Genomic DNA, 24,144 nt, shown 5'->3' with positions numbered 1-24,144 from the left:
GATGGACGAGCTACTTCCAATCCGAAAAATAATCCATGTAGATATGGATGCCTTTTATGCCTCTGTGGAGCAGTTGGACGACCCAGAGTTAAAGGGAAAACCGATTGCTGTTGGCGGTGGTGGCAAACGTGGTGTCATTAGTGCGGCGAGTTATGAAGCCCGTAAATTTGGCGTGAAAAGTGCAATGTCTGGTCGCTTGGCCGAAAAGCTATGTCCAGAACTCATTTTTGTTAAAACTCGCTTTGATCGGTATCGGGAAATTTCGAATAAAATCCGAAGTATTTTCCTAGACTACACCGATTTGGTAGAGCCTCTTTCTTTAGACGAAGCCTATCTGGATGTTACACAAAATAAAAAGGGCCATCCTAGTGCATCACTCATCGCAAAAGACATAAGACGGCGTATTTTTGAAGAAACGGGCTTAACAGCTTCCGCTGGAATTTCCGTCAATAAATTCATAGCCAAGGTGGCCAGTGATTACAACAAACCGAATGGACAAAAAACCGTAAACCCTGAAGACGTTTTACAGTTTTTAGAAGACTTGGATATTCGAAAATTCTATGGTGTCGGAAAGGTGACCGCCGAAAAAATGTATCAACTTGGTATTTTCACAGGTAAGGATTTAAAAGCAAAACCGATTGAGTTTTTGGATGACAAATTTGGGAAGTCGGGGCGCTATTATTATCATGTCGTACGAGGTATTCATACGTCTGAAGTAAAACCCAATCGCATCCGAAAATCTTTAGCAGCCGAGCGTACTTTTAGTGAAAATCTATCTTCTGAAATTTTTATGCTAGAAAAACTAGAGCATATTGCAGAAGAAGTGTCGCGACGTTTAACCAAAAGTAACGTGGCCGGAAAAACGGTAACGCTTAAGATTAAATACAGTGACTTTACACTTCAAACCCGAAGCAAAACCCTGCCTTATTTTTTGAGCGACGCTTCTGTGATTTTAGAAACCGCCAAGGAGCTACTTTACCAAGACAACTTGAAAAATTCGGTGCGCTTGCTTGGGATTTCCATGTCTAATCTCAATACGGAAGACCGTCTTAAAAAAGAGGAGTTACCACCGAAAGATGTTAGTGTTCAGTTGCGGTTTGAGTTTTAAACGTTCTGATTCAAGGACTTATTTTATTACTTTTAGTGTATTCATCAATTAAACATACATCATGAAATTTTTTCAACTTGCTTTAATTATGCTCTGTGTTGTTTCTTGCCAGGACGGAAAAGAATCGGCAAACACATCCAAAACAGCTTCAGTTGATTATTCTCAAGATACGATTCAACCCGTCATTCCTGAAATACTTTCAAAATTTAAAAGTATTCGAGATTTTACTATAAATGGTGTAGAAGACGAAGCTTATTTTACCTTACAGTCGCCTTTAAATGAAATATCAGTTATTATGAAGTTGTCCAAATCTGAAAACGGCTGGTCTTCACCAGAAATGGCTTCCTTTTCAGGACGTTATTCGGATTTAGAACCTTTCTTTTCACCCGATTACTTACGTTTATATTTTTCATCAAATCGTCCTGTTTCAAAAGATAGTTCTAACATTAAAGATTTTGACATTTGGTATGTAGAACGTTCATCTGTTATGGAAGAATGGAGTCAACCCGTTAATGTTGGTACACCAGTAAACACAAAAGCAGATGAATTTTATCCCGCAATAACCTTATCTAAAAGTCTATACTTTACCGCTATTACAGAAGAAACCGGTCCTGGTGATGACATATTTGTGAGTACATGGAATGGTAACAGGTATGAAACCCCAAAACAGCTCAGTGATTCCATCAATACTAAAGGTGCGGAATTTAATGCCTATGTATCACCCGATGAGTCTTATATTTTATTTGGCGGGTGGCGACGACCCGACGGTATCGGTGCTGGTGACATTTATATCAGCGAAAAGAAAAATGGTATTTGGCAGAAGGCCAAAAACCTTGGTATACCTTTAAATTCTGAAAACACGGATTATTGTCCTTTTGTTAATACAGAAACAAACACCTTATATTTTACAAGTAGACGGTCTGGGTTGAAGGGCCAGACTCTGGATTTCAAAATACTGAAGAGCTGCTTAGAATCATTAACCGTTATGATGATGGCTCAAGTAAAATCTATAAAACAGACTTTAAGAGGGTTTTAGACGCACTTTAAAAATTACAACTCTCAATCTCAGTAACACGTAAGGTATTAACCATCCCTTTAGCTTGTATTGGCATAGCCGCCAAACTGATGAGCATATCACCCACTTCGAGGTAGCCACGTTTGCAAGCTATGGCATTAACATCTTCAATCGTTTCGTCGGTGCTTACAAATTTGTCATAGTAAAAGGCTCTAACACCCCACAGCAAACTCAATTGGGTTAAAATCCGTCGATTAGATGTAAATACCAAAATATGTGATGACGGTCGCCATGCCGAAATTTGAAACGCTGTATAGCCACTATTGGTCAATGTTGAAATGGCCTTGGCATTGATTTCATTGGCCATGGTTGCCGCATGATAACAAATGGATTTTGTAATGTAGCGCTTGGTTCTAATATGTGGTGGTTCATGCGGCACTTCAATTAACGAAGAATCTTCAACACTTCTAATAATATTAGCCATTTGACGAATCACTTGCACCGGATACTGCCCCACAGAGGTTTCTCCAGAAAGCATCACGGCATCAGCGCCATCCATCACGGAATTAGCAACGTCATTAACTTCTGCTCGTGTTGGTGTTAAACTTGTAATCATGGTTTCCATCATCTGTGTGGCAATAATAACAGGAATACGAGCACGCTTGGCACGATGGACCAATTGCTTCTGAATCAGAGGCACTTCTTCCGCTGGAATCTCCACACCCAAATCGCCACGAGCTACCATTAAACCATCACAATACGCTACAATCTTATCAATATTCGCTACAGCTTCGGGTTTCTCAATCTTGGCAATAATTGGAATTTTGTGATCGCTATTTTCGCTAATGATTTTTTCCAATTGCATTAAATCTTCAGCGTGTCTCACAAACGACAAAGCAATCCAATCGACTTGTTGTTCAATTGCAAAGAGGGCGTCTTCAATATCTTTTTCAGTCAATGCAGGTTGTGAAATATTGGTGTTTGGGAGGTTAACGCCTTTCTTAGATTTTAATGGCCCACCTTGAATGACCTTTGCTTTGACTTCAGATTTTTTATCGGAAGAAACGACTTCAAAAATCAGCTTCCCGTCATCCAAAAGAATACGTTCTCCTTTTTTGGCATCTTGTGGAAAGTTGTCATAGGTCATGTAGACACGGTCTTTTGTTCCCGTGAAACGTTTTCCGGTAGCGAAGATAATTTCATCACCTTCGTTAACAATAACATCACCCTTCATCATCCCAACCCTCAATTTTGGGCCTTGTAAATCAGCTAAGATTGAGGCATTGTAGTCAAGCTCTTCATTCAATTCACGAATCATTTTAATTCGTTCCTTAACGCCTTCATAATCCGCATGTGAGAAGTTGATTCTAAAGACATTTGCGCCTTCTTCCAACATGGCTTTCAGCGTTTCCTTGGTGCTCGTTGCAGGACCGAGTGTCGCAACTATTTTTGTTTTTTTATTGACCATAAGTCTTAAAAAATTAAATATTCTTTATGTTTTATAGACGCAAGGTCTACTTCGTAACTTGTGATGATTTGGGGAATGGCTTGTAATTTATTCAGAATTAATTTCTCATTAACTGCCTTTGCTTCACTAGAGATTTTAATGAAAAAGTCAACACGCTTAAATTCTGAAATAAGATTATAGGTTTTAATTGTTCGGTCTTCCTCACCAAACAAAACTCCCGTACTATACAAACTCGCTTCTTCCTTTTTACACACATTAGACACTAAATTCCAAGTCATATATTCTTGGGCATTATCCCATTCGTAAATCGGGTAGGTAGAGAAATAATTAAAGTCCAAATCTTGAGGTTTTCGCTTTAATTTTAAATCCAAATGTCTGTTTAAAAGATAGGCTAATCTGTAATCTTCCAATCGACAATGCACGGCAAACAACGTGTAGGTAGCGTCGTAAAAATCATCCATTAATAGCTTGTGCATTGCCATATTTACAACTATTTCAAAAGTAAATATAGCATTTAAAAGATGTTTAAAGATGAAGTTTATATGAAACTTAACTTCAATATATTACGAAAACGTTTTAGTTGGGGAAATAATTTAAAAAGACAGAAAGCGGAGGTTAAATCAGCTTCGTCATTTGCTTTTGAAAGGCAAAAAATGCACGCTTAGACGCCTTTTCCTCAGCTTTCTTTTTGGAGGTTGCCCTTGCTTTGGACACCACTTTTTCATTAATACTCAGCTTTACGGAAAAGTGCTTTAACTCGTCTTTTCCCGTGTCTTCATAAACATCATAATCAAACGAATTTTTTTCCTTCTGGCACCATTCAATTAGTAAACTTTTATAACTAATGACTTTACCTTCAAGCTTTTCAATGTCTACGTATGGATTGATGACATTATTATAGATGAACCGTTCGCAGGTTTTAAAGCCTTTATCCAAATAAATGGCTCCGACCAAGGACTCAAACAAATTGCCGTGAATATTATTGCCAAAGTTAGATTTGGGTATGCGACTAATCACCAAATCAATTAAGCCCAAGTCTTTTCCGAGCTCATTGAGATGCTCCCGACTTACCACTTTAGAACGCATTTTAGTAAGATAACCTTCGTCACCCTGAGGCACTTCACTGAATAAATGTGACGCAATAACAGCACCTAACATAGCATCACCTACAAATTCTAAACGTTCGTAATTAATGGAATTGCCTTTCTTATCCCTAAGGTTCATGGAACGATGTGTAAAGGCTTTAAGGTAAAGTGATTTATTTTTAGGAGTGTAGCCTAAAACGTCTTTTAGCTTTAAAAAAAAATCTCCATCTTCAGGAGATCGAGACTTAAGAATATTGCTGATAAAACCCATATTTTATGGATTTAATCTAGTTTTTTGAAAAGTACACAAGCATTATGACCACCGAAACCAAAGGTGTTACTCATGGCAACATTGATTTTGCGTTTTTCTGGCGTATTGAGCACCAAATTCAACTCTGGGTCAATATTCTCATCCACGGTTTCGTGATTAATAGTTGGTGGTACAATTCCGTTTTCCATAGCTAAGATAGAAGCGATTGCTTCAACCGCTCCGGCAGCACCCAATAGGTGTCCGGTCATGGATTTTGTAGAATTAATACTGATGTTTTTGGCATGTTCACCAAATACTTCAGAAATCGCTTTCAATTCGGCAACGTCACCCAAAGGTGTTGACGTACCGTGTGTGTTTATATGGTCAACGTCTTCTGGCTTAAGACCTGCGTTTTCCAAACAATTACGCATTACGGCCATAACACCAATCCCATCAGGATGTGGTGCCGTCATATGGTAGGCATCCGAAGATAATCCACCACCAACAACCTCAGCGTAAATTTTAGCGCCTCGTGCTTTGGCGTGTTCGTATTCTTCCAAAACAATAGCGCCTGCGCCTTCTCCTAGAACAAAACCGTCTCTGTTAGCATCAAAAGGTCTCGATGCTGTTTCAGGACTTTCATTTCTAGTTGACATAGCGTGCATAGCATTAAATCCACCCATACCAGCAATGGTCACGGCAGCTTCACTTCCACCAGTAATAATAACATCACAATGGCCAAGGCGAATGGTGTTTAATGCATCTATCATGGAATTTGCAGAAGAGGCACAAGCCGAAACCGTAGTATAGTTTGGCCCCATAAATCCATATTTAATGGAAATATTACCTGGTGCAATATCTGCAATCATTTTAGGAATAAAGAATGGGTTAAATCGAGGTGTGCCGTCACCCTTGGCGTAATTGAGCACTTCATCTTGAAAGGTCTCCAAGCCACCGATACCGGCTCCCCAAATAACGCCAACCCTTAATTTATTAAGGCTGTCAACGTCTAATTTCGCATCTATGATAGCTTCATCCGAAGCTACCATAGCATATTGCGAAAATTTATCCATTCTATTTGATAGTTTCCTATCTATAAAGTCTGTGACTTCAAAGTTTTTAATCTCACAAGCAAACTGTGTTTTGAACTTTTCAGCATCAAAATAGGTAATAGGCGCAGCACCGCTTTTTCCATTTACAAGACCATCCCAATATTCATCTTTGGTATTGCCTATAGGAGTAAGTGCGCCAAGACCTGTTACTACAACTCGCTTTAATTCCATAAAAACCTGTGTCTTATTTTGCTTCTTCTATATAAGAAACTGCTTGACCAACTGTTGCAATGTTTTCAGCTTGATCGTCTGGGATTTGAATATCGAATTCTTTTTCGAACTCCATAATTAACTCCACTGTATCTAATGAGTCTGCTCCTAAATCATTAGTAAAGCTCGCTTCAGTTACAACTTCGTTTTCATCAACGCCCAATTTGTCTACGATAATCGCTTTTACTCTTGATGCAATGTCTGACATAATCTTTTAATTTTAAGTTTTAATTAGAAGGCAAAAATAAAATATTTTATTTTAAAATGTAGATTTAGCGTTAAAATGTGGTTTAATAAAACCTTATTGCTTCAACTAAATCTCAATTGTACTCTAATTGTAATTTATTATTCTTTTTTTTGTTTGGAAAACGGGAACCTTTATAACTGTAAATGAAGCGTATTGTAATCTTTGCGTCCGGGTCTGGAACAAATGCTGAAAATTTAATTAAGTTTTTTCACAACAGTGACAGCGCTTCCGTTGTTCAGGTGTTGACTAACAATCCTTATGCCAAAGTTCTGGATCGATGTAAAATTTTGACTGTGAGTGCCTTATCCTTTAACCGGCAAGCATTTTCAAAATCTGATGATGTATTGAATATCCTTAAAGTCACTAATCCCGATTTGATTATCCTCGCTGGATTTCTATGGAAATTCCCAGAATTTATTTTGAAACATTTTGAAAATAAGGTCATCAATATTCACCCAGCACTGTTACCAAAATATGGTGGTAAAGGCATGTATGGGATGCATGTTCACAATGCGGTTGTTGAAAACAATGAGCCCGAAACTGGTATCACTATTCATTATGTCAACGAAAAATATGATGAAGGTGCCATTATTTTCCAAGCAAAATGCAAGGTTTTACCTACCGATTCCGCTGATGATGTGGCAAAGAAGATTCATGAGTTGGAGATGAAGCATTTTCCGAAGGTTGTGGATGATATACTAAACTCAAAATAATTAAATTCAAATTTAGTATAAAGGCAGATAGAGATACCTGCCTTCGCAGGTATGACAAAGAAAAAGAAATACTACACCGTTTGGAAAGGCCATCACACAGGCGTCTTTGAAACCTGGGACGATTGTAAAGCGCAGATTAAAGGTTTTGATGGGGCACAGTACAAATCTTTCGTCACTTTTGATGCCGCTAAAAAAGCGCTGAAAGGCAATTACAAAGACTATATCGGCAAATCCAAAACCTTTAAAAGCGAACTCTCTGAAGCACAACTAAAGAAAATTGGGCAACCAAATTACAACTCCATTTCCGTAGACGCTGCCTCATCTGGTAATCCCGGTAAAATGGAATACCGTGGCGTTGACACAAAAAGCAAAAAACAACTCTTTATTCAAGGCCCATTTGAAGAAGGCACCAACAACATCGGTGAGTTTTTGGCCATAGTGCATGCCTTAGCTTTCTTAAAAAAGAATAATAGCAACCGTATTATTTATACCGACTCTAAAACCGCAATGAGCTGGGTTCGTAAAAAAAACTGTAATACCAAGTTGCAACTCAACGAAAAGAACAAACCTGTTTTTGATTTGGTAAAACGGGCAGTGGATTGGTTAAACACCAACACTTACAAAACCACAATCGTCAAATGGGAAACCAAAGTCTGGGGTGAAATCCCTGCGGATTTTGGGCGCAAATAATATTCATATTTACAATTTCACATACCTTTCTTTTAGGAATTAATTTTACGTAAATTTGCCCCTTAATTGCAAAGATATTTATGAGCAAATTAGTGATTGTTGGAACCGTGGCTTTTGATGCAATTGAAACGCCTTTCGGCAAAACCGACAAGATTTTAGGTGGCGCTGGAACCTTTATAGGTTTGGCCGCTTCTCAATTCAATGTAGATTCAGCTGTAGTTTCAGTCGTTGGAGGCGACTTTCCTCAAGATTATCTAGACCTTTTATCCGACAGAAATGTTGATACTTCTGGTATTGAAATCGTTCAAGATGGTAAAACTTTCTTTTGGAGTGGTAAATACCATAATGACATGAATTCTCGTGACACTTTAGTGACAGAACTAAATGTCTTAGAACATTTTAATCCTGTTGTTCCAGAATCTTATAAAGATGCAGAAGTTGTAATGTTGGGCAACCTTCATCCAATGACACAATTGAGCGTGTTAAAGCAAATGAACAAAAAGCCAAAATTGGCCATTTTGGATACCATGAATTTTTGGATGGATTGCGCCTTGGACGATTTGTATACTGTTATGAAGCATATCGATGTTATTACTATCAATGATGAAGAAGCAAGACAGTTGTCTGGAGAATATTCTTTAGTTGCCGCCGCACGGAAAATCCATACCATGGGGCCACAATATGTAGTAATTAAAAAAGGAGAGCATGGTGCGTTACTGTTTCATGATGAGCATATGTTTTATGCGCCAGCCTTACCGTTAGAAGAGGTTTTTGACCCAACAGGTGCTGGCGATACGTTTGCGGGTGGCTTTGCAGGGTTTTTAGCTAAAACCGAAGACTACTCTTTTGAAAACATGAAGAAAGCCGTTATCTACGGCTCTGCACTGGCATCATTCTGTGTGGAGAAATTTGGGACAGAGCGGATGGTCAATTTAAAAGCAGACGACGTCCGAAAGCGTTTGCATGCTTTTAAACAACTAACACAATTTGAAATTGAATTAACATAGCAACAAGCGCGCTCCTTATCGAGCGCGTTTTTTATTTTTATTAGAACATTATACGCACAACACAACAATGAGTGACGCTTTAAAACATGAGTGTGGTATTGCACTTATTAGATTACTAAAACCGCTAGAGTATTATAAAGAAAAATATGGCAGTGCATTTTACGGTGTAAACAAAATGTACCTCATGATGGAGAAACAGCATAACCGTGGACAGGATGGTGCTGGTTTTGCAAGTATTAAATTAGATACGCATCCTGGCGAACGTTATATCAGCCGAGTACGGTCAATTGCGCAACAACCCATACAAGACATTTTTGCTCAAATCAATGAGCGCATCAACGAGGAGTTGACCATGCATCCTGAATATCAACATGATGTTGAAGCACAGAAAAAGAATATCCCATATATAGGTGAACTGTTTTTGGGCCATGTGCGTTATGGCACCTTCGGAAAGAATAGCGTAGAGAGTGTACATCCGTTTTTAAGACAGAACAATTGGATGCATCGTAATCTTATTGTTGCAGGTAATTTTAACATGACCAATGTAAACGAACTGTTTGAAAACCTCATAAGGCTTGGTCAACATCCAAAAGAGAAGGCGGACACGATTACCATTATGGAGAAGATTGGTCATTTTTTGGATGATGCCGTTCGGAAAATATATAAAGACTTAAAAAAAGAAGGTTACAGCAAAAGCGAATGTTCACCACTTATTGCAGAACGTCTTAACGTTGCAAAAATTTTGAGAAAGGCAGCTAAGAATTGGGATGGTGGTTATGCCATGGCTGGTTTATTGGGTCACGGAGATTCTTTTGTATTACGTGATCCTGCGGGAATACGGCCTGCATACTATTATAAAGATGATGAAGTTGTTGTTGTGGCTTCTGAGCGCCCTGTGATTCAAACGGTTTTTAATGTTGATTTTGACGAAGTACAGGAGTTAGAGCCCGGACATGCCATAATCACTAAAAAATCTGGAGAGACATCCATTAAGAAAATCCTTGAACCCTTAGAACGGAAAGCCTGTTCTTTTGAACGTATTTATTTCTCTCGGGGTAGTGATGCTGAAATCTATCAAGAACGTAAGATGCTCGGGCGATTGCTTATGCCAGAAGTACTGAAAGCCATTGATAATGATACGGCAAATTCGGTGTTCTCGTATATTCCCAATACAGCTGAAACTTCGTTTTACGGCATGATTGAAACCGTAGAAGAATACCTCAACGAGCGAAAAACAAAAGCTATTTTAGCTGGCGAAGGCAAACTATCATCAGAACGTGTTACTGAAATCTTGGAAGAACGCCCGCGTATTGAAAAAATAGCAATCAAAGATGTTAAGCTAAGAACGTTCATTACTGAGGATAGCAGCAGGGATGATTTGGTTGCCCACGTTTATGATGTGACTTACGGAGTTATTAAACCAAAGGACAATCTCGTCATTATAGATGATAGTATTGTACGTGGAACGACACTGAAAAAGAGTATCATTAAAATGATGGACCGTTTAAAACCTAAAAAGATTGTTGTTGTATCCTCTGCGCCACAAATTCGTTATCCGGATTGTTACGGTATAGATATGGCTAATTTAGAAACGTTAGTGGCCTTTCAGGCCGCATTGGCGCTCTTAAAAGAGAATGACCAATACCATATTGTTAATGACGTGTATAAAAAGTGTAAATCTCAGCTTGAGCTCAAAGATGTAGACGTGAAAAACTTCGTTAAAGAGATTTACGCGCCATTTACTGATGAGCAAATTTCTGAGAAGATTTCAGAATTACTAAGTGATGAAGATGTTAATGCTGAAGTAAAAATAATTTTTCAACCGGTTAAAAATCTTCATAAAGCGTGTCCTAAGAATTTAGGCGATTGGTATTTTACAGGAAATTATCCTACAAATGGAGGAAACAGAGTTGTCAATAAAGCATTTATTAATTTCTATGAAGGGGTTAACGAGCGAGCCTATTGATCGTTATTTGTTAATTTATCGAAGATTTTTAACATTTTAGCTTAAAATTTTGCCGTTCGTCTAATAATTGGATCTGTATCCAACAATTAAAATTACTTTAGAGCCACCATAACATAAGTAGGTTAAGTTCATGGTAGATTTGGGGCAAAAAAAGGTGATCTTTCGATCACCTTTTTTTATTTTTATTACTTATCAATTTATTGGTTTTCAAAGAGAAGCCTTTATTATAATAATTTTTCAGGATTAAGTGTAATATAATAGGTTTAACGAAAGATTTTCTCTCTTAGGCTGATTTCTAAGCAGTTTGTCTAAAAATGTTTCAAATATAGATATGCAGTGCGTATATTTGCGCTTACCATAACATAAGTAGGTTAAGTTTATGGTAGATTTGGGGCAAAAAGGGTGAACTTCTGTTCATCCTTTTTCATTTTATTCCCATGAATATGGGAATCTATTCTAAAGGCGGATGTCTCCACAAACAACCATTCAGCTTCTTTACAATAATCATTACACTTCATATTACTATATAAAAAAATCCAAGCTTTTAGACTTGGATTTAATATTCTAAAATAGACCTACATGGTTTTTAAAACCATGCAGGAATTGTAAGTTCTCTTATTTCGCCTCTGCGTAGCGTCTTTCTACTTCATTCCAATTGATGACTTTAAAAAATGCATCAATATAATCTGGACGTCTGTTTTGGTAATTTAGGTAATACGCATGCTCCCATACGTCAATTCCTAAGATTGGTGTCCCACCGCAACCAACACCTGGCATCATTGGGTTATCTTGGTTAGGTGTCGCACAAACTTCAACTTTGCCACCTTCGTGTACGCACAGCCAAGCCCAACCAGAACCAAACTGTGTTGCAGCCGCTTTGCTAAACGCATCCATAAAAGCTTCTTTTGAGCCAAACTTGGCTTCAATGGCATCCTTTAACTCGCCAGACAAGTAACCTCTATCCTCAGGATTCATAACCTCCCAAAATAAGCTGTGGTTATAAAAACCACCACCGTTATTTCTAATAGCTTTATTGTCCATATCTAGATTCATCAAGATATTTTCAATGGTTTTACCTTCATGGTCTGTCCCTTCAAGCGCCGCATTTAATTTTGTAGTATACCCATTATGATGTTTAGAATGATGGATTTCCATCGTTCTCGCATCAATATGTGGTTCTAGTGCATCGTATGCATATTTTAATTCTGGTAATTCAAAAGCCATAATGATTATGTTTTGCTGGTTAATATTTCAATTCTTTCAAATTTACGATTTTGACCTCTGTATTATCTAAATAAAATATTAAGATTCCCTATTTTGCTATAAATTTTATCTTTTGAGCTCATCTTCTGCTTTCAAAATCTATGATGCTTCCGCCGGAAGCGGAAAAACCTACACCTTAGCGCGTTCTTATCTTAGAAGAATTTTAGAATCCACCAACCCCAACACGTTTAAGCATATGCTGGCCATTACATTTACCCACAAGGCGGTTGGGGAAATGAAAACCAGAATCATTGATATGCTGAGCCTTTTTTCAAAATTTGAAATTGGTTCAGAACCGCACCCCATGTTCTCGGAGTTAAGCGAAACACTCAATATTTCGCACAGCGAATTAAAAAAAAGAGCCAAAGACACACTTTACTATATTTTACATAATTATGGTGGTTTCGATATTTCTACCATCGATGGGTTTACGCATCGGGTAATTCGCACGTTTGCATACGACCTTAAATTACCTGTTAATTTTGAAGTAGAAACTAAAGTCGATGACCTGCTCAACAAGGCTGTTGATAATCTCATTGCCAAAGCCGGAACGGACCAAAAACTCACTAACCTACTTGTTGCCTTTGCCATTGAAAAAGCGGATGACGACAAAAGTTGGGACATTAGCTACGACTTCAATAAAATTGCAAAACTACTTATAGATGCCAATTCGCAAGAATCGGTCAAAGCCTTAAAAGACAAATCGCTCGCTGATTTTGATTGTCTAAAGTCTGAAATCATCAAGCAAACCAAGTCGCTAGAATCTGAAATTATTAAAACTGCTGAAAGTGCATTAGAAAAAATAGCTTCAGCAGATTTACAGTTTGAAGATTTTGCAGGAGGCTCTCGCGCTTATTTGCCCAACTATTTTTTGAAACTAAGCCAATTAATCCTCACCATAAATTATGAAGCAGGCTGGGCATTGAGTTTAAGAGAGAAGTCATTATATCCCGCTTCAAAGTCCGAAGACACAAAGGCCAGTATCGATGCCATTGCCGAAGATTTAATTTCTGCTTTTGAGCAGACAAAACAAGATGTGTCTCAATTAAAATTTCAAAAAGCGATTTACAAAAATATCGTTCCGCTCTCTGTGTTGAGCGCCATTCAGAACGAAGTGGAACTCATAAAACTCGACGAGAATAAAATCCTTATTTCAGAATTTAATACACTTATCGGCAATGAAATCAAAGACCAGCCGACTCCGTTTATTTATGAGCGTTTAGGTGAAAAATTTCGTCATTATTTTATTGATGAATTTCAGGATACTTCTGTCAGCCAGTGGCAAAATTTGGTGCCCTTGCTAGACAACGCTATTTCCTCAACCTACGGAAGCACTATGCTTTTGGGTGATGCCAAACAATCCATTTATCGTTGGCGAGGTGGAAAGGCCGAACAATTTATGGATATCATAGATGGTACTGCACAACCGTTTCAGGTTATGCCAGAGTTGGAGCCTTTAGATACCAACTATAGAAGTTTTAAAGCCGTTGTAGACTTCAATAACGACTTGTTTTCATTTTTAGCTCAGCATTTTTTTGAAACGGACTCCTACGCCAATCTTTACCGCAAAGCCAAGCAACAGAAGAGGATTGAAAAAGAGGGTTTTGTCGCTTTGGAATTTTTGGACTTTGCTGACAAAACCGAAGAATTTGAAGTCAACCCCGTTCGGGTTTTAGAGATTATTGACGACTGCCAAGACAAAGGTTTCAAACTTGGTGACATTTGTGTTTTAATCCGAAAAAAGAAAGAAGGTGTTGCCATTGCCGAGCATTTGAGTGCTAATGACATTCCGATAATTTCATCTGAAACGTTGTTGCTATCCAACGCCAAGAGTGTTCAGTTTCTGATTGCATTTTTACGGTTTTTAAATCAACCCGAAGAACCAAACCACAAATTACAGCTCGCTTACTTTTTGGCTGATAGTTTTAAAATTGAAAACAAGCATCAATTTTTGAAAATCATTGTTGATTCAGATACGAATCACATATTCGAATTACTGAAAGAACACAACATTCACCTGTCGTTTGAAGCGTTATTGCAAACTAATTTATTCGAACTTTCTGAAGCCATTCTAAGGGCTTTCGGGTTTATGGAAAAAGCTGATGCTTACGTTCAGGGCATTCTGGAAATGGTTCTAGAATTCAACCAAAAGCAATTATCCACGCTTAATGACTTTTTGGACTACTACGATGAGCAGAAGGATTCGGCGAGCATTGTGTCTCCAGAAAACCAGGATGCAGTACGAATTATGACCATCCACAAATCCAAGGGTTTGGAGTTCCCTGTTGTGATTTTTCCGTTTGCCAATCAGAATATATACGAAGACATTGAAGCCAAAGCGTGGCATCCTTTAGATGCAGAAACCTATTGCGGATTTGATGAATTTCTCCTGAATCTCAACAAAGATTTTGAAAGCTTTGGCGACATCGGAAAAGCGATATATGACCGACGTCAGGCAGAATTGCGGTTGGATAGTATCAATCTGCTATATGTCACTTTGACCAGAGCTGTGGAACAACTTTATGTGTTGGCAAAGCATGATGTGTCTTCAAAAGGCGTGGTTAGCGATAAATCGTATTCAGGATGGTTGATTCGGTTTTTACAGCATTCTGGTTTGTGGAATGATAGCCAAATGAACTACACTTTTGGGGATAGCACCAAAGTTTCAGACTATAAAGAAGAGGTTTCAAATACAGTTTTACTTGATGAGTTTGTCTCTTCAAATAAAGCGGACCATAAGCTGGATATCGCCACCAATGCAGGCCGATTATGGGATTCTGAACAACAAGAAGCAAAAGCCTATGGAACACTTATCCATGATATGATGGCTGAAATTGTTACCATAGAGGACTTGGATAAAACGATTCAAAAATTTTTGAATAAAGGTGAGTTTAAGTCTGAAGATAGCGATACTTTCAAATTAACATTAAAAAAAATTATTACGCATCCTGATTTGTCGTCCTATTTTTCAAAAGATTACGATATTTATAATGAACGTGATATCTTTTCAGAAGATGGTATCATTCTACGACCCGACCGTTTGGTTATCTCTAGCAAGGAAGCCGTACTCATCGATTATAAAACAGGTCAAGATAAGGTGGAGCACAAATCGCAATTAGACGCCTACACTACTACAATTGAAAAAATGGGTTATTCGGTAAAACATAAAATTTTAGTCTATGTCTCCGATGAGATTGAGATTGTGCACTTTTAATGCTAACTTTGTGAAATCACATTAAAACACACTATGTACGGTTCTATAAAACAACATTTACAAAACGAAATTCAAGATATCAAAGAGGCGGGGCTTTTTAAGGAAGAGCGCATTATAACATCCCCTCAGGGTGCTGAAATTACACTTTCTACAGGGGAAAAAGTACTTAACTTTTGTGCTAACAATTATTTGGGGCTTTCTTCGCATCCAGACGTGATAAAAGCCGCTCAAGATACTATGGAAACACATGGTTTTGGGATGTCGTCCGTGCGGTTTATTTGTGGAACTCAAGATATCCATAAACAATTGGAACAAAAGATTGCCGACTTCTATGGCACAGAAGACACTATTCTATATGCCGCAGCCTTTGACGCCAATGGTGGTGTTTTTGAACCTTTGCTTGGGAAAGAAGATGCTATAATTTCAGATTCTTTAAATCATGCTTCAATAATTGACGGTGTGCGCTTATGCAAGGCGGCTCGTTATCGTTATAAAAATAATAATATGGCTGATTTGGAGGTGCAACTACAAGAAGCCAATAAAAATGGTGCCCGTCATAAAATAATTGTTACCGATGGTGTTTTTTCCATGGACGGATTAGTAGCGCCCTTAGATGACATTTGCGACTTGGCCGATAAATATGATGCTATGGTAATGATAGACGAATGCCATGCTACAGGATTTATTGGAGAGACTGGTATCGGAACTTTGGAAGCAAAAGGTGTATTAGGCCGAATAGATATCATTACCGGAACACTTGGTAAGGCCATGGGTGGAGCTATGGGTGGCTATACCACGGCTAAAAAAGAAATCATTGAGATTTTAAGACAGCGTTCTAGACCTTATTTATTCTCGAATTCATTGGCCCCTGCTATTGTTGGTGCTTCGCTAAAGGTGTTTGATATGCTTTCAAACGATACCTCATTAAGAGATAAATTGGAAGAAAACACAAATTACTTTAAGCAAGGCATGAAAGATGCTGGATTTGACATCATTGATGGCGACTCGGCGATTGTGCCTGTTATGCTATATGATGCCAAACTTTCCCAGACAATGGCGAATATGTTATTGGAAGAAGGCATCTATGTCATCGGATTCTTCTTTCCTGTTGTACCTAAAGAAAAAGCAAGAATAAGAGTACAATTATCAGCAGCGCACGATAAAGAACATTTAGATAAAGCTATACATGCTTTTGTTAAAGTTGGGCGAATTCTAGAAATAATCAGTTAGACATAATTGTGCTCAATGCCCAAAAATAGTACCTTATTTCATTTTTTTTGCGAAATTATCTTTGTTAATAATATTTAACAACTTACATTTGTCTTTAATTAACACTTAAAATCAAAATTAATTAGAATATGAAAAATCTTAGCAGATTATTATTTGTAGCATTGTTAGCATTAAGCTTTACTACTGCAAATGCTCAGGATGCAAACAACCCTTGGGCGGTTAGTCTTGGTGTAAATGCCGTAGACGTTTATCCTGTAGGTGAAGATCTTCCACAGGGTGATTACTTCGATGAATTTTTTAATGCAAACGATCACTGGAATTTTCTTCCATTCGTCTCTAGGCTAGCGGTCTCTCGTTATTTAAGTGACGGATTTACTTTTACTGCCGCAGGATCATTAAATCGTATAGACAAATTTGGTGAAAACAGAAATCCTTTGACTGGTGAAGAAACTGTTAATCGAGTTGATGATTTAACTTATTACGCAGTTGATGGGGCAGTGAGTTATAGTTTCCAAAATTTGCTTAACTCGAATGTCTTCGACCCATATTTAGGAGTCGGTGGTGGTTATACCTGGGTTGATAATATTGGCGCAGGTACTTTAAACGGAACTCTGGGTCTTAGATTTTGGGTTAGTGAAAAAGTTGCTATTGATTTACAATCTGCATACAAACATTCATTTGAGGATTATTTGCCAAAACATTTTCAACATTCTGCTGGTGTGACATTTAAATTCGGTGGAAAAGACACTGACGGCGACGGCATTTACGATCAAGATGATGCATGTCCAGAAGTTGCTGGATTAGAAGCATTTAACGGATGTCCTGATACAGACGGCGATGGAATCCAAGATTCTAAAGACGATTGTCCAAATACTCCAGGTTTAGCTGAATTTAACGGTTGCCCAGATACTGACGGTGATGGTGTAATGGATAAGGACGATAAATGTCCTACTGTTACAGGTTTAAAATCTTTAATGGGTTGTCCAGATGCTGACGGCGATGGTGTTGCTGATGGTGACGACAAGTGTCCAAACGAAGCAGGACCTGCTGCTAACAATGGATGTCCTTGGCCAGATTCTGATGGTGACGGGATATTAGACAAAGATGATGAATGTCCTAACGAAGCTGGTACAGCTGCAAATAACGGATGTCCAGAAATCGTTACTCAAGAAGTACAAGATCAATTGAATGAATATGCAAGAACAATCTTATTTGATACTGCTAAAGCAACAATCAAGCCTGAGTCTGCACAAACACTTAATGATATTATCAAAATCTTAAACGAGTACCCATCTGCGAAATTCCAAGTAGAAGGTCATACTGATAGTAGAGGTTCTGATTCTTACAACATGGGCTTATCTGATAGAAGAGCAGCTTCTGTTAAAGATTATTTAACTGCTAACGGTGTAGATCCATTTAGATTAAACTCTAGAGGTTTCGGTGAAGAGCGTCCAATCGCTTCTAATAACACTGCAGCTGGTAGAGCTCAAAACAGACGTGTAGAAATCAACTTGGTAAAAGAATAAGTTGTAACTAACTCATATAGATTAAGAAAAACGCTTCGGGAATCCGAAGCGTTTTTTATTTTTATACAATGCAAACATTCATAGATGAGGTCTTAAAATCAGTACTATCAAAATCCTTTGATTTTAAAAATCTCATTTTTGTGCTCCCTAGTAAACGTGCTGGAACCCAACTAAAAAAAAGCTTAGCCGAATCCGTTACTGAAACCACATTTTCACCTTTAATTTTAAGTATTGAAGAGTTTGTGGAACAACTATCGGAACTAAACCCAATTTCAAATACAGAACTTCTTTTTGAGTTCTATAAGGTCTATCTTAAGGTCACGCCCCAAAAAGATGTTGAATCGTTTGAAAGCTTTGCAAAATGGGCACAGATTATCATTCAGGATTTTAATGAGATAGACCGGTATCTTATAGAATCTAATCAAATTTTTGACTATCTAAAGGACATTCAAGAACTGAAATCACATTGGGCCAATGAAGATAACAGAACTCAACTTATAGCACGATATCTCTCCTTTTGGGCCAACCTCAAAACCTATTATAATTCACTAAAAGATACGCTTATTGAAAAAGGTGTTGCTTATCAAGGCTTAATGTATCGAGAAGCTGTTTCAAATTTGAAGTCGTATTCTGAAGGCACAAAAAGCCATCATATTTTCTTAGGATTTAATGCCTTAAATACCGCTGAATCTCAAATCATACAGCATCTTCTAAAGTCAGATTCTGCAAATATTTATTGGGATGTTGACGCCCATTTTTTAGAGAATGAAATTCATGATGCAGGATATTTCATCAGGGGACACCTTAAGTCTTGGTCCTATTTTGACGAAAATCCCTTTCATTGGAAATCACAATACTATAGTCACCAAAAACATATAGAAATCATTGGTTGCGCCAAATCTATCGGGCAGGCCAAACAGGTAGGGCAACTATTAAAAGTCCTGACCTTAAAACACAAAACACTTGCCAACACAGCCGTTGTGCTAGGCGAGGAAAGCTTGTTGATTCCAGTTTTAAACTCTATACCTAAAGAAGTGAAATCCGCCAATGTCACTATGGGATTTCCTTTACGCGCAACCCCTTTGGCCAGTTTGTTTCACAAACTTTTTAGCTTACAAAGCAACCGTTCAGAAAGCATCTATTACAAAGATGTTATTGATATTATTTCGCACGAGTCCATACAACGCCTTCTTGTTGGACAGCACGCACTAAAATCCTATATCTATAAAAACAACTTAACACGATTAAGCATTGGAGATATTCTCAGCCAGAACAAAGCTGATAAAACACTTCTCAAACTTCTATTCGGCGATTGGAACAACCAAACAGGCACTGCTTTAGAAAACGTTTTATCGCTTATCTATACGCTAAAGGCCTCGCTTAATGAAGAATCCAAAGAAGACCGTCTTCCGTTGGAATATTGCTATAGATTTTACACGCTTTTTAACGAGCTTTCAAACCTCAACAAGACTTATCCCTACCTAAAAGACCTAAAGAGTTTACAGCTTATTTTTAATGAATTGTTGAATTCTGAAACCTTAGATTTTATTGGAGAACCGTTTCAGGGCCTACAGATTATGGGTATGCTGGAAACTCGCGTACTCGACTTCGAAAACCTCATCATTACATCCGTTAATGAAGGCTTACTTCCAGCAGGGAAAAGTCAGAATTCGTTTATTCCATACGATGTAAAATTAGAAAATGCCCTACCGACCTATAAAGAAAAAGATGCGGTCTACACCTATCACTTTTATAGGCTCTTACAACGCGCCAAAAACATCTACATTCTTTATAATACTGAGCCAGATGTTTTAAAAGGTGGCGAACCGAGCCGTTTTGTAAAACAGTTGAGCTTGGAAGGTATTCATGATGTGAAACTGAAAAACACCATCGTTCCTGTACCGCAATCCGTTTCTGAATTAAAACAAATTCAAAAAACCGAAGCGGTCATAACCAGTTTAAAAGCCATTGCTGAAAAAGGGTTTTCATCCTCGTCGCTGACTAATTACATCCGTAATCCGATTGATTTTTATCATCAGAAAATATTAGGTGTTTCAGACATGAACGAGGTTGAAGAAACCGTCGCTTCAAATACTTTGGGGTCTGTGATTCACAATACACTCGAAGATTTTTATAAGCCATTAGAAGGTGAACTTCTTAGCGAAGACCATATCAAGGACTTTAAAAAACGCTTGGATTCTAAAGTGAAATTTCATTTTGAACAGCTTTACAATCTTCAAGCTATAAAGTACGGAAAGAACCTTATCATCTATGAAATTGCTAAGCGTTACGTGTCGAATTTTTTAGAACAGGAATTGGACCTCCTTAAAAAGGGTAATGTCATCGAAATCGTTGCCATTGAAACCGAAGAACGTATAAAAATAGATATTGAACATCTTGATTTTCCTGTTTACTTAACAGGGAAAGTGGACCGAATCGATAAGCTAAATGGAATAACCAGAATTATCGACTACAAATCGGGTAGAGTCGACCAAGCCAAAGTAACCGTTGCAGATTGGGACGCGCTCATTACGGATTACGACAAGTACAGCAAATCCTTTCAGGTCTTGAGTTATGCGCTGATGATGAAAAACGCCAATCGATTAACGCTCCCGGTTGAAGGCGGTATTATTTCATTTAAAAACTTGAAATCAGGATTCTTAAAATTTACCGACAAGTCTGAAAAAGGAAATACGCAAACCGAAATTTCTGAAGCTATCTTAGACCGATTCACGATTCAACTTAAAACTTTGATTTCAGAAATCTGTAATCCTAACATTGATTTTATTGAAAAAGAACTCGACCGATGATATTTATAGAACACATTCTTGAACGTCCGAATAAAAAGCCCATTTTAATTGACCTAAGGCATAATGAATCCGAAACGCAACCCATAGTCATTTTTTGTCACGGTTATAAAGGCTACAAAGATTGGGGTGCTTGGAATCTCATGGCGGATGCTATTGCTAATGCAGGGTTTTGTGTTATAAAATTCAATTTTTCACACAATGGCGGAACAATGGAAAACCCGATTGACTTTCCGGATTTAGAGGCTTTTGGGAATAATAATTACACCAAAGAGTTAGAGGATTTGCACGGTGTTGTGGATTGGGTTCAAAATGAATTCAAGCATGACAATCATATTGATGTTAGTCAGATTTCTACCATTGGTCACAGTCGTGGTGGTGGAATAGTACTGCTTCATGCTTCAGAAGATTCTAGAATAAAACGTGTAATTACGCTCGCCAGCGTTTGTAATTTCGGAAAGCGCTCTTCAACCATCGGCGACTTGGAACGTTGGCAAAAAGATGGCGTAAAATATGTGAGAAATGGGCGAACAAACCAAGATATGCCACATTATTTTCAATTTTACGAGGATTTTAAAGCGAATGAAGAACGCCTTCATATTGAATCTGCTGTAAAACGGTTGACGATTCCAACGCTAATCATTCATGGCAATAAAGACACATCTATTTCAATGGATGAAGCTTTGAACTTATATGAATGGAAACCAGATAGTAAACTGGTAATCATTGAAAATGCTGACCATGTGTTCAACACAAAACAGCCTTGGGAATCGGATGATTTATCGCCTGAACTCAAAACCGTATGTGAAGAAATCACACACTTTCTTAAGCAATCTGAAGTTTAGACTTATACTTTGTTTGATGGATTTTTTCGAATAAAAGTGCCTTGTCTACTGGCTTAGTCAGATAATCATTCATACCCAACTCAAACACGCGTTGCTTGGTTTCTTGCATGGCATCGGCCGTAACAGCGATAATCGGCAGGTTTTCAATATCCGCACCAAGGAAACCGCTTCTAATTTTTTCAGTAGCTTCGTAGCCGTCCATTATTGGCATCTGCAAATCCATAAGAATAACGTCATAAACTTCGGTTTTAAGGGCATCTAAAGCCTCTTGTCCATTATTTACGACAACAAAAGTAACATTAGGCACGCTCCCTAGCATCTTACGCATTACCAATTGATTCATCTTGTTGTCCTCCACAACCAAGATATGATATGCCTGTTCATTATTGACTTCTTGTGGCGCTGTTACTTCTTTTTTCTTGTATTTCATCGGGATGTCAATAAACACATCTGTGCCTTTACCTATTTCACTATCGATTTTAAGTTGGCCGTCAAACAAGAAAATAAGATGTTTAACAATAGTCAATCCTAGGCCGATACCTCCAAAATTTCGCTTATGGTTATGGCGCATTTGGTTGAAACTTTCAAACAAAGTCTTCTTACTCTCCTCGTCCATACCAATACCCGTATCGGAAACCTGAAACGAAAATCGGCACATCTCATCTGGTTGAATCAAACATTTTAGTTTGAATTTTACCGAACCTTCATTAGTGAATTTTACGGCGTTCGCCAGGATGTTATTGATGATTTGAATAAACCTATCAGGGTCACCATAAATAGACGTTGGGATTTCATGGTCCATTTCAAATGAATAATTCAGACCTTTATTTTGGGCTTCTGTTTTCCAATTATTACTGATTTGGTTCAGTAAAATTGATGGATTAAAATAGCTCTTATTGAGCTCCAATTGGTTCTTTTCAATCCGCTCAAAATCCAAAACATCATTGACGTTACTTAAGAGACTTACCGAAGCATTTTTAATGATTTCGTATTGTTTGCGTTGTTCTAATGAGTTATTGGAATTTCCTATTTCGGCTTGGACAATACCCATAATGGCATTAATTGGCGTTCTAAACTCGTGACTGATGTTAGACATAAAAAAGGTCTTCATTTCACTGATTTCTTCAGACTTTTGAAGTGCCAATTCTTGTGAGTGCTCGTGATTCTCTCGCAGTTTTCGAATTAAATTCGTCATCGATAAGGATAGGAAAATAACCTCAAAGCCCGAGCCAAATTTGGCGCTGTTCAAAGTGTAAAAATTGTTTGGGATAACACTTAGGTTATTTAAAACAAACCCGAGAAGCCCCACAACCAAAAAGAAAATTCCGATGGAGAAATACCGGTCTATTTCAATTTTCTTAAAGCGCAACGTAAATAAAGATGCTAAAATTAAAACCAGGCTAAATAGCCCATTGACATTGCTTATAGGATAGGTTAATTCTAAGGTTCTTGGGCTAATAAACACCATAGCAAACAGTACAGCTATGATACCATAGGCAATGTTATAGCCTTTTTTAAAGGACTTTAACTGCACATTTATTTTCAGGAAATATTCGCAATACTTCAGTAAGAAAAAATTGGAACTCAAGGCCGTAATCAATACCATTCTACTATTTAAAAACCCGCCACTTGGTAAAAAATACTGATAGATATATCCGTCTAAGGCAGATTGCATAAATCCGATGGAAAACACATAAAGCGAATAATACAAAAAGGTTTTTTCGCGTAAACTACTATAGAAAAACAGGTAAATAAGCCCTGCCAAAAACAGTAAACCGTAGAACAAGCCCATAAATAGCTGTTGCTTGTAATTGACGTTGAGAAACTCATCTTGCGAATATAAGGTCAACGGCATATTGATAGTTTCGCCGTCACTTGTGGTATTAATGTAAAATTGCAGTGTAGAATTTGCAGGCAACTCTAACTTAAAGACCGTCTGTCGCTGTTGAACTTGGCGGTCTTCAAAATCAATTTGGTCACCACTTCTAAAACGCTCAATTTTGGCGCCATTAATCTGAAATAAATCTACGACATCGGTAATTGGTCTGGCTGTTTCGAGATAATATGTCGACTTTTCGTTAGAACTATTTTTAAGTTGGAAAGTCACCCAATACTCATCCGACGTAAAGCCGAAACTGTGGTTTTCGGAATTAAGTTCTTTAAATTCAAGTATGGAATTAGAGCGAATATCATCAATAGAATACTGATGATTTCCTGTATTAACATATTGGGCATACTCGTACAGTTGGCCCTTACTTTTTTCGGGGTCAAAAGCTTCATTTTGTGCCAGCAAATTACCCGCTAATACGTAGGTGATTAGAAGTATAAGCTTCATGGTTAGTCTAGATTTGGGACTGCTAACATAAGAAAAAAACTGTAAATCAATAA

At 37.8% G+C, this 24,144-nt stretch carries 18 protein-coding genes; 11 read left to right on the top strand and 7 right to left on the bottom strand.

Annotated features, from left to right (window positions below; genetic code table 11):
* Position 1: 1 nt before the first annotated feature.
* Positions 2–1,108, top strand: a complete 1,107-nt coding sequence (gene dinB, locus ACFOSX_RS03720) for a DNA polymerase IV (RefSeq protein WP_386097146.1) — start codon at positions 2–4, stop codon at positions 1,106–1,108.
* 61 nt (positions 1,109–1,169) lie between these two features.
* Positions 1,170–2,144 (top strand): TolB family protein, encoded by a 975-nt coding sequence (locus ACFOSX_RS03715; RefSeq protein ID WP_386097144.1) that lies wholly within the window; start codon positions 1,170–1,172, stop codon positions 2,142–2,144.
* Positions 2,145–2,151: 7 nt separating this feature from the next.
* On the opposite strand, the gene pyk is transcribed toward ACFOSX_RS03715, so the two are convergent.
* From pyk to ACFOSX_RS03690, 5 genes are all read right to left on the bottom strand, one after another.
* The gene (pyk, locus tag ACFOSX_RS03710) at positions 2,152–3,591 is read right to left on the bottom strand and encodes a pyruvate kinase (RefSeq protein ID WP_386097142.1); all 1,440 of its coding nucleotides are present in this window, start codon (positions 3,589–3,591) and stop codon (positions 2,152–2,154) included.
* A gap of 5 nt (positions 3,592–3,596) precedes the next feature.
* On the bottom strand, positions 3,597–4,067 hold the full coding sequence (locus tag ACFOSX_RS03705) for an IPExxxVDY family protein (protein WP_386097140.1): 471 nt from the start codon (positions 4,065–4,067) through the stop codon (positions 3,597–3,599).
* Between the two features lie 139 nt (positions 4,068–4,206).
* A complete protein-coding gene (rnc, locus tag ACFOSX_RS03700; protein WP_386097138.1) occupies positions 4,207–4,947 on the bottom strand; it encodes a ribonuclease III in 741 nt (246 codons plus the stop codon).
* A gap of 11 nt (positions 4,948–4,958) precedes the next feature.
* The gene (gene fabF / locus ACFOSX_RS03695) at positions 4,959–6,209 is read right to left on the bottom strand and encodes a beta-ketoacyl-ACP synthase II (RefSeq protein ID WP_386097136.1); all 1,251 of its coding nucleotides are present in this window, start codon (positions 6,207–6,209) and stop codon (positions 4,959–4,961) included.
* A 13-nt stretch (positions 6,210–6,222) separates the two neighbouring features.
* Positions 6,223–6,456 carry an acyl carrier protein gene (locus ACFOSX_RS03690; protein WP_013750595.1) on the bottom strand — a complete coding sequence of 78 codons (234 nt, stop codon included), beginning with the start codon at positions 6,454–6,456 and terminating at the stop codon, positions 6,223–6,225.
* Positions 6,457–6,638: 182 nt separating this feature from the next.
* Between ACFOSX_RS03690 and purN the strand changes: the two genes are divergently transcribed.
* The 4 genes from purN (at position 6,639) to ACFOSX_RS03670 (ending at position 10,871) form a co-directional block, all read left to right on the top strand.
* Positions 6,639–7,208, top strand: coding sequence for a phosphoribosylglycinamide formyltransferase (purN, locus tag ACFOSX_RS03685; protein ID WP_386097133.1), 570 nt, complete (start codon positions 6,639–6,641; stop codon positions 7,206–7,208).
* A gap of 51 nt (positions 7,209–7,259) precedes the next feature.
* Complete coding sequence (locus ACFOSX_RS03680) at positions 7,260–7,898, top strand: ribonuclease H1 domain-containing protein (RefSeq protein WP_386097131.1); 639 nt, start codon at positions 7,260–7,262, stop codon at positions 7,896–7,898.
* An 80-nt stretch (positions 7,899–7,978) separates the two neighbouring features.
* Entirely contained in the window at positions 7,979–8,905 is a 927-nt protein-coding gene (locus ACFOSX_RS03675) for a PfkB family carbohydrate kinase (RefSeq protein ID WP_386097129.1), read from the top strand.
* A gap of 67 nt (positions 8,906–8,972) precedes the next feature.
* Positions 8,973–10,871: an amidophosphoribosyltransferase gene (locus tag ACFOSX_RS03670; RefSeq protein WP_386097127.1), complete on the top strand. Its 1,899-nt coding sequence runs from the start codon at positions 8,973–8,975 to the stop codon at positions 10,869–10,871.
* 615 nt (positions 10,872–11,486) lie between these two features.
* On the opposite strand, the gene ACFOSX_RS03665 is transcribed toward ACFOSX_RS03670, so the two are convergent.
* Entirely contained in the window at positions 11,487–12,095 is a 609-nt protein-coding gene (locus ACFOSX_RS03665; RefSeq protein ID WP_386097125.1) for a superoxide dismutase, read from the bottom strand.
* A gap of 112 nt (positions 12,096–12,207) precedes the next feature.
* On the opposite strand from ACFOSX_RS03665, the gene ACFOSX_RS03660 reads away from it, so the two are divergent.
* The 5 genes from ACFOSX_RS03660 (at position 12,208) to ACFOSX_RS03640 (ending at position 21,756) form a co-directional block, all read left to right on the top strand.
* Positions 12,208–15,348, top strand: a complete 3,141-nt coding sequence (locus ACFOSX_RS03660) for a UvrD-helicase domain-containing protein (protein WP_386097123.1) — start codon at positions 12,208–12,210, stop codon at positions 15,346–15,348.
* Between the two features lie 33 nt (positions 15,349–15,381).
* A complete protein-coding gene (kbl, locus tag ACFOSX_RS03655; protein ID WP_386097121.1) occupies positions 15,382–16,578 on the top strand; it encodes a glycine C-acetyltransferase in 1,197 nt (398 codons plus the stop codon).
* 128 nt (positions 16,579–16,706) lie between these two features.
* Complete coding sequence (locus tag ACFOSX_RS03650) at positions 16,707–18,104, top strand: OmpA family protein (RefSeq protein ID WP_386097119.1); 1,398 nt, start codon at positions 16,707–16,709, stop codon at positions 18,102–18,104.
* A gap of 68 nt (positions 18,105–18,172) precedes the next feature.
* Complete coding sequence (locus ACFOSX_RS03645; protein WP_386097117.1) at positions 18,173–20,914, top strand: PD-(D/E)XK nuclease family protein; 2,742 nt, start codon at positions 18,173–18,175, stop codon at positions 20,912–20,914.
* A complete protein-coding gene (locus ACFOSX_RS03640; RefSeq protein WP_386097115.1) occupies positions 20,911–21,756 on the top strand; it encodes an alpha/beta hydrolase family protein in 846 nt (281 codons plus the stop codon). Before ACFOSX_RS03645 ends, ACFOSX_RS03640 begins: the two co-directional genes overlap by 4 nt.
* Here ACFOSX_RS03640 and ACFOSX_RS03635 read toward each other — a convergent pair.
* Entirely contained in the window at positions 21,737–24,091 is a 2,355-nt protein-coding gene (locus tag ACFOSX_RS03635) for a hybrid sensor histidine kinase/response regulator (protein ID WP_386097113.1), read from the bottom strand. The genes ACFOSX_RS03640 and ACFOSX_RS03635 overlap by 20 nt on opposite strands.
* Between the last annotated feature and the right edge of the window lie 53 nt (positions 24,092–24,144).

It is taken from the genome of Winogradskyella maritima (genome assembly GCF_042650215.1).
GTDB classification, from domain to species: Bacteria; Bacteroidota; Bacteroidia; order Flavobacteriales; family Flavobacteriaceae; genus Winogradskyella; species Winogradskyella maritima.
This window is presented reverse-complemented; position numbering and strand designations above follow the sequence as displayed.

What these genes read in the sequence shown, in the direction of transcription:
- rnc (WP_386097138.1), bottom strand. Translation starts at nt 4,947, where the DNA reads ATGGGTTTTATCAGCAATATTCTTAAGTCTCGATCTCCTGAAGATGGA.
- ACFOSX_RS03635 (WP_386097113.1), bottom strand. Translation starts at nt 24,091, where the DNA reads ATGAAGCTTATACTTCTAATCACCTACGTATTAGCGGGTAATTTGCTG.
- purN (WP_386097133.1), top strand. Translation starts at nt 6,639, where the DNA reads ATGAAGCGTATTGTAATCTTTGCGTCCGGGTCTGGAACAAATGCTGAA.
- ACFOSX_RS03715 (WP_386097144.1), top strand. Translation starts at nt 1,170, where the DNA reads ATGAAATTTTTTCAACTTGCTTTAATTATGCTCTGTGTTGTTTCTTGC.
- ACFOSX_RS03640 (WP_386097115.1), top strand. Translation starts at nt 20,911, where the DNA reads ATGATATTTATAGAACACATTCTTGAACGTCCGAATAAAAAGCCCATT.
- ACFOSX_RS03670 (WP_386097127.1), top strand. Translation starts at nt 8,973, where the DNA reads ATGAGTGACGCTTTAAAACATGAGTGTGGTATTGCACTTATTAGATTA.
- ACFOSX_RS03645 (WP_386097117.1), top strand. Translation starts at nt 18,173, where the DNA reads ATGCAAACATTCATAGATGAGGTCTTAAAATCAGTACTATCAAAATCC.
- dinB (WP_386097146.1), top strand. Translation starts at nt 2, where the DNA reads ATGGACGAGCTACTTCCAATCCGAAAAATAATCCATGTAGATATGGAT.
- ACFOSX_RS03650 (WP_386097119.1), top strand. Translation starts at nt 16,707, where the DNA reads ATGAAAAATCTTAGCAGATTATTATTTGTAGCATTGTTAGCATTAAGC.
- ACFOSX_RS03705 (WP_386097140.1), bottom strand. Translation starts at nt 4,067, where the DNA reads ATGCACAAGCTATTAATGGATGATTTTTACGACGCTACCTACACGTTG.
- ACFOSX_RS03680 (WP_386097131.1), top strand. Translation starts at nt 7,260, where the DNA reads ATGACAAAGAAAAAGAAATACTACACCGTTTGGAAAGGCCATCACACA.
- fabF (WP_386097136.1), bottom strand. Translation starts at nt 6,209, where the DNA reads ATGGAATTAAAGCGAGTTGTAGTAACAGGTCTTGGCGCACTTACTCCT.
- kbl (WP_386097121.1), top strand. Translation starts at nt 15,382, where the DNA reads ATGTACGGTTCTATAAAACAACATTTACAAAACGAAATTCAAGATATC.
- ACFOSX_RS03675 (WP_386097129.1), top strand. Translation starts at nt 7,979, where the DNA reads ATGAGCAAATTAGTGATTGTTGGAACCGTGGCTTTTGATGCAATTGAA.
- pyk (WP_386097142.1), bottom strand. Translation starts at nt 3,591, where the DNA reads ATGGTCAATAAAAAAACAAAAATAGTTGCGACACTCGGTCCTGCAACG.
- ACFOSX_RS03665 (WP_386097125.1), bottom strand. Translation starts at nt 12,095, where the DNA reads ATGGCTTTTGAATTACCAGAATTAAAATATGCATACGATGCACTAGAA.
- ACFOSX_RS03690 (WP_013750595.1), bottom strand. Translation starts at nt 6,456, where the DNA reads ATGTCAGACATTGCATCAAGAGTAAAAGCGATTATCGTAGACAAATTG.